Below are 11,785 nucleotides of genomic sequence, written 5' to 3'. Positions count from 1 at the left end.
GAAAAATCAGCAATAAAAAATATAAGTTATTGATTTTAAATATCTATATTACTTTTATGCTCATACAGATTGTTGTCGGTCATACTTTTCCACTCATCAGATACTTGTCGGTCTTTTTTTCCACTCTAAAGGATGATTGGTGTATTTAAAATAATCAAATTTTATTATAAATTATTGATTTATATTGTCTTTCATACCTTTTCATTCATGATATTGAATGCTTAAATTCGAAATACTTTGTCGGTCATACTTTTCCACTCATCAAGTTTTCGGATTAAAAAAGTTAAAATACCTTAATACCGATTTCTATAAGCTCTTCCTTTATAGAAATCGGTATTAAGATATTGAAAATAGGTATAAATATCATTAATTAAAATGGATCATAATCATACCCATTATCTTTTTTAGACTGTTTTACCTCTAATACTGATTTCAATGATTCATGATGATGAACAGCAGTCCTCTTCAACTCATTCTCGCGAATAGAGATATGTTTCTCTAACTTATTAATGGATATATAAATTTGCTCTTTAACTTCACGATCTATGAGTACCCTGGGATACCTTTTTATAGCTTTATAACTTTTTAGCATTTCACTTTGATGTTCTATAACCTTGCAAAGACCCTTCATGTTATCCAAGTCGTGCCTGTCCATTTTAGATAGCTCTCCTTCAAGATAGAAAAGGCTGTTTTTCACGCGCTGAACATATATTCTCACAGATAAAATCGGGTCATCAATTGACGCATTTACTGCAGTCAATCGCGTTAAATATTTTTCTGCCGATCTTGCTTCATCTATCGCTAGATTTAAGTACAAGTCCGGATTCTGCATCCGCATTTTGAGCAGAAACATACTAATCGCTTGTCGCTCTATTTTTTGATTTATTAATTCAAGAGTTTGTTGAGCCTGTCGTTCATATTCTTGAAGTCGTCCAAGATGAGCTGGAGTGATTTTTGTAGAGAAAAGACGTCTTGTATGTTTGACCAGTCGATTGAGTCCAATTGTCGGAATGAGCTCATATGCGGTTGTATTGCTTTCTGTATTTCCTCTTGTATAAGTTTTTGAAGGTTGGGACCGCCCAAATAATTGCTTAAGACCGTGAGTAATTCTGGCTCCAAATTGACTAAAATATTGTCTAATTCGGTCGATATGATTTCTTTTGATAATTTCTGTTGATAGCTTTGCAGCATCTCGTTTTTGTTGTTCAATTCTTGCTGCAATAACTCTATTTCTTGCAGCAATTTCTGCTGATAATTTTTCTGCAATTCTTGCGTTTTCAACAAGCTCTGCTTTATTGCTTGATATTCTTGAAGGTGTTGGGCTTGTAATGAAATCTCGTTCTTCAGTGCCCATATCATTTGAGTTTTCAGTTGGTGTAGCGGAGTTTCTCGCATGTTGTTCTCCTGAGCTTATATAAAAAGGTTTAGAAATGAGAGGGTGCTGAACCCGCCGAATATCAAAATGCACCACAGCATTTTCTGGCATGCTGTCCTGATTTCCAGCAATTTTTGCAAGCCATCTTGTTGCTGTTCCAGATATAACTGTTGAAGAGTCTCGGTATTGCTTTTCATTCTGCTTAGTATTCTGTTCATTAACTCTGTACTCTTTATCATGTCTGCCTGATAAATTTCGTGCTGCTGCTTCTGCTGCCTCATCACTATTTTGATGTCGTCGAACTGCAGCTGGTTCATGCACTGCAAAGCTGTCCACTCCATATCCAGCTGCTGACCTTCGAGAATCGTTTTTTTGAGCTGAGTTTTCAAATTCTCGTGATTCTGCTGGCTGAGTTTCAGCTCCTCCTCTGCCTCTATAAGTAGCGGGGTAATATTTCTGGTTATATTTAAAACGTTTTTTTCTAACTGACTTAAGTTCGCTAATATATTCTTTGAGCTGGTTTGAATATTCTTCATTGCCTCCTGGTGGTCCTTTAACTGCTTCTGTTCCTGTTTGATTTTCTCTGTAATCAGAGAATGAAAATCCGTCATGATAATAAGTCTCTCTTAAGCGATCTGTTGCCTGGTCTGTTTTTAATGAAATGTACGTCTGCCCTTCCCTCGTGATCTCACCAAGTTCAGACAATGAAGTAAGTAACTCCTGCCGGTTGTTGATCACCCCATATAAAATCCGCTGTTCAATAAACTGATTGATCAGTTCAACACGTGTCTTTTTGGGCTCATCTTTCAGACCGGCTTTGACAGCAGCAGCATTTTGCAAATGGATATGATTTGATAATTTTGCCTCCTTTGATCTCTTTTGATCATCGGGCCTTGCCCATTCATACTTGTAATTAAAAAAGTCTCGCAAAGGATCAAAATAATGGTGGTGGCCGGGTGGGGCTATATTTAGAGACTTGCCGGATGTCAGTTCAACGCGTGGTACAAGAATATGTAGATGCCGCGAACCGTCATCTTCCAGGTGCATAACAGCGGTCATGTGATACTGTTCTGAGCTCAAACCTGCAAATGCATGCTCTTCAAATACATCTAAAACTTCATGAAGCTGTTCATCAGTGACCCGGTCTTCGGGTGACCATGCAATCACGGCTGAGGTGTAGCAATATTGAAATGGGACACTTCGTGCCAAAGCAGTAAAACTGACAGCATCACCTCGCAAGATCTGCACCCCTGCCCTCATGTTTCCTTGATGATCTTTCTCGCCTAAAACATAAGAAGCAGCTTTGCCCGGGTCTCCTGTTCCCACATTCAAAAATTTGATCAACATAAATTATCTCGATGTATCCGTGGCAATTTTAATCGCCCGGTCTTTTTGTTTCTTATATGCCTGATCTGATAACTTATAAGGATGGATAGCATCTAGGCATTGATGTAGCTCAATCTGAATAAGCTCCAAAATTTCCACACATTCTAAAAATGAAAATCGTTGTATCTGGTTTTGTTGAGCCAGACACAAAAAATTGAGTGAGCGGGCTATTTGGTTCACATTATTTCCGATCCTGCCCACCTCTCTTAGAAAGAGTGGATCCATGGCTGGAGCTGGACGAGTAATACTTTTTTCACCTCGTCTTCGTTTTCTGAAATTAACACTCCCTTCCTCTTCTTTCTGTTGTTCTAAAACGCCATGGATATTTTTTTGAAACTCATATCTGATCAAACCATGTACATAATCAGTAAAAATGACATTTTGTTTTTTAAGTAACCACTCCAGTTGTACGGCTTGCGCGGGCAGAAAACGGAGTCTTTTAATAATGTCACGTTTAGGTTTCTTCATTACTTGCCTCAGCTTAAAGGGTGTTTTTTTGGGGTCTTAGGGGGTCGCCCCTAACAAGCCCTGTTGCGTACCAAAAATAAACTGCGCAGCAGTTTTTTTTGTAGCTACAGGTAGGCTTGCTTAATAAACTGCTCTTTTTAAGAACAATTTCCCCTCCTGAATCCCAAGCATAAAGGAATTAAAAAATTCAAATCCCATCCGTCGAATTTCGATTTTTTTTGAACGAAATCATCTATTTTTTTGAAAGAGTTACTTTATTTCTCAAACGGAAACGAGTTGTAAATCAGCGTTCAATCTCGAATTAATGTTCATTGATATAGATTTATATCTAAAAAATCTTAAAAAATTTGAAATTGGCTTGAAATTATGCAGATTTCTTTAAAAAATGTGTTGAGGTTTGTTTTTTTATTTATTTTTGAGTTATTCATCAAATTTATATCGTTTTCAGCATCGTATTCTTATTTTCAATGAATTTGTTTCCCCTGCTAAATAAAATAATATTTTAGATAAATATCAATTAATTAATAATTAACAATGAAGAAAAATAACACACATCTATCTTTCAAATTTCAGGTTTAACTCGTGACATGTAACGTTTTAATTTGGGGATGTAACACTTTTGTTTTTGTTAGAAACGAACGGTTTTTTGTTAGAAACGGACAGTATGTGAAGTGCATCACAATTTTTTAAATTTATTATTCTGTCTTATGAAATTAATACATAAATTTTATTAATACTTATTACGCAGCAGCCTTTTTCAAACAAGAAATTTCTGCATAGGCTGCTTTTAAAGAGTTCAGATGGTAATCCCCTCCTAAAAATAAAAGGATCTAAAAGTAGAATTTTCTCTTAAGATACAAGCAGGAAATTCTGTATGAAAACATCTAAATTTATTGACAGTCAAATCATGTCCATTCTGAAACAGGCGGAATCTGGTACACCTGTCGCTACTCTTTGCCGTGAACATGGCATGAGCAATGCTACATTCTATAAATAGCGTGCTAAATATGGCGGTATGGATACTTCATTAATGGTTTGACTCAGAAAGTTTGGATATTCTTATTTAATTGAACATTCAATCGCACATAACATTGGACATTGATTCTTATTCTACTTGGACACTTAAATAATTTCTGACAAGTTAAATGTAGGATAAAGATAATTTCTCATTTTATTTATACAATTGATTCTCTCAATGTTGATATTAATAAGTCCTGCAAATAGCTTACAGCTTCAAACTCTAGAGATTTTTGACTTCGATAAACTGCTACTTGCATTGGTTTTAGTGGTCCTAGCCCATGTTCAGCACCTAGAATTTTCAAATGGGGTGGCACACTACAACGTGTGAATACAGCGACTGCTAAGCCACTTTCAACAGCAGCAATTTGTCCTGCTAGACTAGAACTATTATATACAACCCGATACGTTTTCCCCTGGAGGGCTAAAGACTGAATAGCATTACGTTTGGCTAAACTTGTATCTTCATATACTGCAATTTTCAGAGGACTTGTTTTCCAAGTTTCAAACTGAGGTGAACCTACCCAGACAAGAGGTTCATAAAACAATAAAGTTCCTTGGCGTGAATGCTCTCTAGAGATTAAAGCTAAATCTAGATCACCAGATTCAATACGAGGAATAAGGGATGTGGATTGCTCGCAATGTAGTTCAATTTCAACTTTGTGATGTAATGTAGAAAACTTCTTTAACACTGGTGTTAAGTAAGTTGATGCGTAGTCATCAGGAACACCTAATCTTATGCGCCCACTTAATTCTGTATTCTGAAAGGCGTTGTGTATTTCATTATGCAAAGCCATCATTCTTCTCGCATAACCTAAAAGCAACTCCCCTTGTGATGTCAGTTGAAGCTGTCTACTTGATCTTTTAACCAATTCACATTGCAAGGCCTCTTCTAATTTTTTAAGTTGCATACTTACAGCCGATTGAGAGCGGTTTAAATCAGGTGCAGCACTTGAAAGTGAGCCTTTATCAACCACAGCTAAGAAACATTTTAGCCAATCAATTTGAAGATCACGCACTCACCGCTACCTTTTAATATTTGATAAACGAATACTATACTACTGAATTATTCGCTTTTATAAATTCAAATAGATTATAAAATTTAATTCCTCTCTCACCTTTATTTTTAAAAGGTTTTCATATCAAGGATCTGTTGTGTCAAACATAGACCAAGAACTTAGCAAATTGAATAATGACCTTATCTGGAAAGGATTCAAAAGTCTGCTTCCTATTTCTATTTTTGTGGCAATTTTTGGTGCTGCATTTGGATTAGCTGCCATTCAGACTGGATTAGATCCTTTATCTATCATTTCGATGAGTACCTTTGTATTTGCGGGCGCTGCTCAATTTGCCACATTGGAATTATGGGGACAAAGTGTGTCTTTAATTCCTCTGCTAGTGACTATTTTCTTCATTAATGCACGACATATTTTAATGGGTGCATCTTTATACCCTTGGCTAAAGAATCTATCGCCACTCAAACGATATAGCATTCTATTAGTCATTTCTGATGCGAATTGGGCATTCGCTCAACAAGCATTTCAAAATCAAAAACAAGGGCTTGGAATTTTATTTGGTGGCGGAATTGCTCTATGGCTATTCTGGGTAATAGGGACTTGTTTGGGTTTATATTTTGGTAGTGTTATTCAAAACCCAACCCATTTTGGTCTAGATATGGTTATGGCTTGTTTTCTGCTGTCAATGGTTGTTGGGGGGCAGAAAAATTTAAGAATTATCTGTATATGGATAGCAGCAGCTATAAGTTCATTACTTGCTTATTGGTACTTACCTGAAAACTCTCATGTTGTTGTTGGAGCTTTAGTAGGTGGCGTTGTTGGTATGCTATTAAAGGACAAACAGGCATGAATTTAGAGATAAGTACACAGTCGGTAGGACTTATTATTTTCATTATGGCACTTGTAACATTGGCCACCCGTTGGGGTGGTGTTTTCATCATGTCCTTTATCCCAATCAATGACCGAATACAACGTTTTATTAGCGCAATGTCAGCTTCTGTATTGGTCGCTATATTGGCTCCAATTGCAATTGAGGGGGATCTTGGTGCTCGATGTGCATTATTAGCGACAGCTATAACAGCGGTGATTTTCAAAAAACCTCTAGTTGCTATAGGGACTGGTATTATCACTGCGGCTGTTATACGACAGTTTTAGGGATAAGCTCCTGCAATTGATTTGATAAAGCCAAACACACAAGCGTTGGGCTTTTATGATTTATCAACAGGATTATTAATGCTCGAAATCTGCTCAGGACTCTCCACCCATGATTCGCGATGCTCATCACGGGTGGAGAGTCCTGAGCAGATTTCGGCAATATTCACCCTACCTTCGCCAATAAAAATTGACACAGGTATTTGAATATTGCCGTTGTCGCTCTTCACGGTATGGAGCCGCCTTTCGCTTTCAATCGACACGCTCAGATTGCGTTTAGTCTGAGTCGCAAGAGAGTATTTTGGATCTAACTATCCACCCGCACACGCCTTTCTCTCTCATTGGCTTGTTATCTCGGCGAGGGAACTACCCAACATGCCACTTAAACAATCGACCAACGTATTCCCTGCGCCCTTTCCCCAGTGCAATTCTTCAGATAGGAAAGCGATTATAAAATCTTTAGCCTTTGATGCCTGCCGTCACTTATCCACCTGCACATCAAAGCCACGAAGAAGATCAAGCCAACATATAAACAGTTGCACTTACAAACTTAATCTTTTGTACAGACGTAGTGAACGAACCGATGGGTTTAAATTGTATGACGAAGCACATTTAACGAAATTTTTTATATCTGAGGCATTGAAACCAAAGCAATTTCTCAAAAAATTAGACTGTGTACAAAAAAATTTACATATAAACGGTTGTACAAAAGAATAATTTCCTTAAAATATGAGGAACTGGCAGTTACAAGCCTCTGGTGATTATCTGTACGAGTTTCCGCTCTACAGATCTTTCGTTAAAAGATACTGGTAATATCATTTAACTGTAACGCCAATAAATTTAATACAAAGGCCCTTGTTAAAACAAGGGCCTTTGTATTCCAGTTACATAAAAAATGAAATTAGCTATGTTAATGGGCTGCAATGTGATTTGGACAGCTCTTTTACTGAACCGTACCGGGTTTGTTGGAGACAACTTTTCTTGAGAGAAGGTTCCGATGACAAAACCCAAATATACCCCTGAAATCAAAGAAAGAGCAGTTCGCTTACTTGTCAAACCCGAAAAAGACTATATCCCTCGACTTGAATTGCAATCACAACAATTTCTCGCAAGATTGGCTGTACTCCTGAAAAACTTCGTGCCAGGCATCAAATGCATTTAGATCAGCAACGTATCAAACAACTTGAAAACTAGAATAAAGAACTGCAACGGGCGAATGAAATTCTTCGTAAAGCAGAAGCTTTTTTTGCCCAAGCGGAGCTCGACCACCCACACAAATAATGATTGATTTCAGGTGGTGTTTCAAAAATTATACTGGGATTAAATGCAGCCATTATTGATGTAGAAGAAGGTTAAATCGAAAGCCTTAAAGTGATTATCTAACTTTTTCGAAAAATTACAGCTTCTCCTAAGCTCATCGACTTCAAGACATTCGTAGTGACTTTGTTTAGGACGAATCTGATAGGTCGATTCACTTAAGGTTCGTAATACCTGAGTTGCACCCTTGATAGCTTAATCCATGATCACCAATAAACTGATGTTTGCAATCTTTGCACTGATGGTTTTGTTTCCCATCTACTTTGATGCCATTTCTCTTTATATTATTACTTAGACAGGTAGGACATTTAATTTGTAGCGTTATTTTCATACCTCTATTCTATCAAAAGCCATATTTTTTTCAGCATACTTTTTAAAACACCACCTAATTTTTTATGAAGTTATGAAGTTATGAAGTTATGAAGTTATGAAGTTATGAAGTTATGAAGTTATGAAGTTATGAAGTTATGAAGTTAGGTTATTTAATTTTATAAATTAAATAACCCATTCTCAATTTTATTTAAAACTATTATCAACTAACTGCTTAAAATCTTCTAAATTCTGCTCTGCCAGTGACTCTAAAGCTATTCTTACAATACTAGATCTGTTAACACGAGCATTATTACTTTTGATAATCAGCTCATCAATTAATTCACTTAATTCTTGGTTTAAAGAAAAGGTACAACGAACGAATTTCTTTTGTGAAACTTCTAGATCCTTAACTCTTTTATCAGCTCCAGATATGAAATTTTCAACCAGTTTATCCTGATCTGAAAGCTCGTCATTTTTCTTTTTTAAACCACTAAGACCTGCCATAATTATACTCCTAAAAACTCTTGAGCTATCCCTTCAATTTCTGCTTTTGCCTTAGGATCACTTGTTACTTCAAAAACAGATAAGCCATTTTCATCTGCATCATCATAAACATTTCGATTTGTCGTGATTTGGTCTAAGGCTTTTATTCCAAACGATACACAGGCTTCTTTAGCATCTAAAATTCGTTGTACTTGTGACGGTAATGTTGGGCATTGTGTAATGATTGCTCTTGCATTCAAATCTGGATTCACTGCTCGTGCCAGTTTTAATACTTGTTCCATATGATCCAAAGTTTTTAGATCTCTACGTTTAGGCCTAAAAGGCAATAGCATATGTGTTGCTATAGTCATAGCAGAACGCAATGCTTCCGAATCTTGTCCACCAGCATCAATGATAATATCTTCATATCTTTTTGATAAATCTTTTAAAACTTGACGAATATTGCCTGAAGCTTGTACAGATGGAATATTTTTTAAATCCTCATTTTCATCACGTTCTTTAATCCAGTCAGTCGTTGTACCTTGAGGATCTGCATCTAGAAGCAGAACATCTCTATTCTTTTTTTGTAAATAAACTGCTAAGTTTTGGGCGAGGCAGCTTTTACCAGCTCCGCCTTTTTCACCACCTACCAAGATAATCATAAGTTATGTAAGTTACGTAATTTTGTTAAAAATAATGTACAAGTTTCAATCTCCTGAATCAACTATTGTGAAAAATAAAGTTAAAAAATAAAGTTATCCACAAGTAATGTTCTTTTTTAATTTTATATATATCTTTAAATTTATATTTATAGGACCTTTGAATGCCTTATACGGTATAGTTTTCAGAGGATTTATATGGACATTTTCCTGACAATAAGTGGACATTTTCCTTTATTTAAATGGACGTTTTCCTGACAATAAGTGGACATTTTCCTTTATTTAAATGGACGTTTTCTTGATATAAATGGACGTTTTCTTGGCATAAATATATCTTCCATTAATGGACATTAAGTGTTAATGTCTATTAATGGAACTTATTTCTTTAATCACAATATGGCAAATCTGATTTATAAAGACAATAACTTGATTGAAGCATCTTATGCATTGACTCTGTCTGAACAACGCTTAATTTTAGTTGCAATTATTGCAGCTAGGGAAATTGAAAAAGAGCTTACATCGGATACATTGCTAACAATCCATGCGTCTGAATACATGAAGCACTTTAATTTGGGTCGTCAAGCGGCCTATGAGGCTCTTCAGGGAGCGTGTGATAACTTGTTTGAACGTAGACTCACCTATAAGGCCATAGATCCTGTTACAGGTAGGCCAGCGGTCTACAAAAGCCGTTGGGTATCAAAAGTTGGCTATGTTAAAGAAGCCGCATGCGCTCAACTAATTTTTGCTCCTGATATTTTACAGCTTTTTGTAAAACTTGAAGAAAAGTTTACTCGTTATGAATTAAAGCAAATTTCTCAATTATCTAGTGTATACGCTATACGGCTGTATGAACTTTTGATTAGATGGCGTAGCAAAGGCAAGCTATATATTAGTATGGTTGAATTGCGTGATAAGTTAGGTCTACTTGAAAATGAATATAAAACCATGGGAGATTTCAAAAAGCGTGTATTGACGGTTGCCATAGATCAAATTAATAAACTTACTGATATCGACGTAAGTTATGAGCAAAAAAAAGAAGGAAGAACAATTACACATATCGAATTTTCTTTTAATCAAAAAGCTTCCTTAATTGTTAGTGATAAGATACTGGAACCGACATATCAGTTGACACCAAAACAATCTATATTTTTCGCTCAAAAATTGTGTGACCTTATCAAATATCCCGAATTCGGGGGGAAATATGCCAATGTAGGCGAAGAGATCGAAGCGTTTAAAGAAAGGATTTCACTTGAACTTCTCGACCCTGAAAAGGTAAAAAAGTATTATCCGGATTTGTTAAAAGTGGGCTATAAAGAAAAATATAAATCGGAAAAGTTATCATAACCTGAATAATAGAAATTCTTATTTTGAACACGACTAACCTATAGGAAAAATTTAGTCTGCCCTGGTAACCCTAGTTCTATAATTTGGTCTTTATTGAGAAGTGTGTGTTTTAATTGCAAGGTTATTACATAAACAGTTAGCAGCTGATCTATAAGGAATATAAGATTATAAAATTACATAACTTATGTAACTTACGAAACTTATGAGCTTATGTAATCCTGCAGAGAGTGATGAGATGGAACCTCTTCCGGTAATGCTTGTCAGGGATTTGTCCATATATGGAAGCGCAGCACTGAAAATTACATGTTCCACTAGTACGAAGAATTTATCTGGATTGATTTGCCAGGAAGATGAAATTATAAAGTTACATAACTTATGTAACTTACGCAACCTATGTAATCCTGCAGAGAGTGATGAGATGGAACCTCTTCCGGTAATGCTTGTCAGGGATTTGTCCATATATGGGAGTGCAGTGCTGAAAAATTAAAGAGGCACTGTTGCAAATAGAGATTTGAGTCGATGATGTTCCCTTTAAAAAAGTACTTAGAGACCGAAAACCCTGTTGATTAGACACACTTCACCCTGAGGCTGACCATAATAAAATGACGATGCTTGTCCTTTACGTAGTGCACGCATGACTTCAATACCTTTAATTGTGGCATAAGCCGTCTTCATAGATTTGAATCCTAATGTGGCCCTGATGATCCGCTTTAGCTTGCCATGATCACATTCAATCACGTTATTTTTATACTTAATCTGCCTGTGCTCAAGGTCTGGTGGACATTTACCTTCCCGTTTTAACCGTGATAAAGCACGTCCATATGTGGGTGCTTTATCCGTGTTGATCACTTGTGGAATTTGCCACTTCTTCACATTATTTAAAATTTTTCCAAGAAAACAATATGCTGATTTGGTATTACGTCTAGAAGAAAGATAAAAATCAATGGTATCGCCACGTTGATCGACTGCACGATACAGATAAGACCATCGTCCATTCACTTTTACATAGGTTTCATCAATATGCCACGAGCTCAGATCTGTAGGATTACGCCAATACCAGCGTAAACGTTTTTCTATTTCAGGAGCATAACGTTGAACCCAACGGTAAATAGTCGTGTGATCAACATTCACACCCCGTTCGGCCAGCATTTCCTGCAGTTCACGATAGCTAATGCCATATTTACAATACCAGCGCACAGCCCAAAGAATGATTTCGCCCTGAAAATGCCGACCATGGAAAGGATTCATATGCTGCA

At 36.4% G+C, this 11,785-nt stretch carries 10 protein-coding genes and 3 pseudogenes; 5 read left to right on the top strand and 8 right to left on the bottom strand.

Annotation, left to right across the window (positions count from 1 at the left end):
• Nucleotides 1-370: 370 nt before the first annotated feature.
• Both F955_RS16065 and mobC read right to left on the bottom strand, forming a co-directional pair.
• Nucleotides 371-2,722: a relaxase/mobilization nuclease domain-containing protein gene (locus tag F955_RS16065; RefSeq protein WP_004897627.1), complete on the bottom strand. Its 2,352-nt coding sequence runs from the start codon at nt 2,720-2,722 to the stop codon at nt 371-373.
• Between the two features lie 3 nt (nt 2,723-2,725).
• Nucleotides 2,726-3,229, bottom strand: coding sequence for a plasmid mobilization relaxosome protein MobC (gene mobC / locus F955_RS16060; RefSeq protein WP_004897626.1), 504 nt, complete (start codon nt 3,227-3,229; stop codon nt 2,726-2,728).
• 874 nt (nt 3,230-4,103) lie between these two features.
• Between mobC and F955_RS16055 the strand changes: the two are divergent.
• Nucleotides 4,104-4,223, top strand: a pseudogene (locus F955_RS16055) (transposase); the annotation flags it as partial.
• 181 nt (nt 4,224-4,404) lie between these two features.
• Here F955_RS16055 and F955_RS16050 read toward each other — a convergent pair.
• On the bottom strand, nt 4,405-5,265 hold the full coding sequence (locus tag F955_RS16050) for a LysR family transcriptional regulator (RefSeq protein WP_004897622.1): 861 nt from the start codon (nt 5,263-5,265) through the stop codon (nt 4,405-4,407).
• Nucleotides 5,266-5,401: 136 nt separating this feature from the next.
• On the opposite strand from F955_RS16050, the gene F955_RS16045 reads away from it, so the two are divergent.
• On the top strand, nt 5,402-6,112 hold the full coding sequence (locus F955_RS16045; RefSeq protein ID WP_004897621.1) for an AzlC family ABC transporter permease: 711 nt from the start codon (nt 5,402-5,404) through the stop codon (nt 6,110-6,112).
• Nucleotides 6,109-6,417, top strand: a complete 309-nt coding sequence (locus F955_RS16040) for an AzlD family protein (protein ID WP_004897618.1) — start codon at nt 6,109-6,111, stop codon at nt 6,415-6,417. The genes F955_RS16045 and F955_RS16040 overlap by 4 nt, the downstream gene beginning before the upstream one ends.
• A 53-nt stretch (nt 6,418-6,470) precedes the next feature.
• Here F955_RS16040 and F955_RS16665 read toward each other — a convergent pair whose 3' ends face one another.
• Nucleotides 6,471-6,677 carry a hypothetical protein gene (locus F955_RS16665; protein WP_155757022.1) on the bottom strand — a complete coding sequence of 69 codons (207 nt, stop codon included), beginning with the start codon at nt 6,675-6,677 and terminating at the stop codon, nt 6,471-6,473.
• Nucleotides 6,678-7,411: 734 nt separating this feature from the next.
• Here F955_RS16665 and F955_RS16035 point away from each other — a divergent pair.
• Nucleotides 7,412-7,706: pseudogene (locus F955_RS16035) on the top strand (transposase); the annotation flags it as partial.
• A 28-nt stretch (nt 7,707-7,734) separates the two neighbouring features.
• On the opposite strand, the pseudogene F955_RS16520 reads toward F955_RS16035, so the two are convergent.
• The 3 genes and pseudogenes from F955_RS16520 to F955_RS16025 all read right to left on the bottom strand — a co-directional run bounded on the left by F955_RS16520 (nt 7,735) and on the right by F955_RS16025 (nt 9,188).
• Nucleotides 7,735-8,062, bottom strand: a pseudogene (locus F955_RS16520) (transposase-like zinc-binding domain-containing protein).
• Between the two features lie 185 nt (nt 8,063-8,247).
• Nucleotides 8,248-8,547, bottom strand: a complete 300-nt coding sequence (locus tag F955_RS16030) for a hypothetical protein (protein WP_004897615.1) — start codon at nt 8,545-8,547, stop codon at nt 8,248-8,250.
• 2 nt (nt 8,548-8,549) lie between these two features.
• Nucleotides 8,550-9,188, bottom strand: coding sequence for an AAA family ATPase (locus tag F955_RS16025; RefSeq protein WP_004897614.1), 639 nt, complete (start codon nt 9,186-9,188; stop codon nt 8,550-8,552).
• A 393-nt stretch (nt 9,189-9,581) separates the two neighbouring features.
• Here F955_RS16025 and repM point away from each other — a divergent pair, with 393 nt between their 5' ends.
• Entirely contained in the window at nt 9,582-10,529 is a 948-nt protein-coding gene (gene repM / locus F955_RS16020) for a replication initiation protein RepM (protein ID WP_026444494.1), read from the top strand.
• A gap of 543 nt (nt 10,530-11,072) precedes the next feature.
• On the opposite strand, the gene F955_RS16010 is transcribed toward repM, so the two are convergent.
• Nucleotides 11,073-11,777 carry an IS6-like element IS1006 family transposase gene (locus F955_RS16010; RefSeq protein ID WP_001067784.1) on the bottom strand — a complete coding sequence of 235 codons (705 nt, stop codon included), beginning with the start codon at nt 11,775-11,777 and terminating at the stop codon, nt 11,073-11,075.
• Nucleotides 11,778-11,785 lie beyond the last annotated feature (8 nt).

The organism is Acinetobacter schindleri CIP 107287 (assembly GCF_000368625.1).
In the GTDB taxonomy this organism is placed as follows: Bacteria; Pseudomonadota; Gammaproteobacteria; order Pseudomonadales; family Moraxellaceae; genus Acinetobacter; species Acinetobacter schindleri.
Note: the sequence above shows the minus strand (reverse complement) of the source record. Positions and strands in the feature narration are given on the sequence as shown.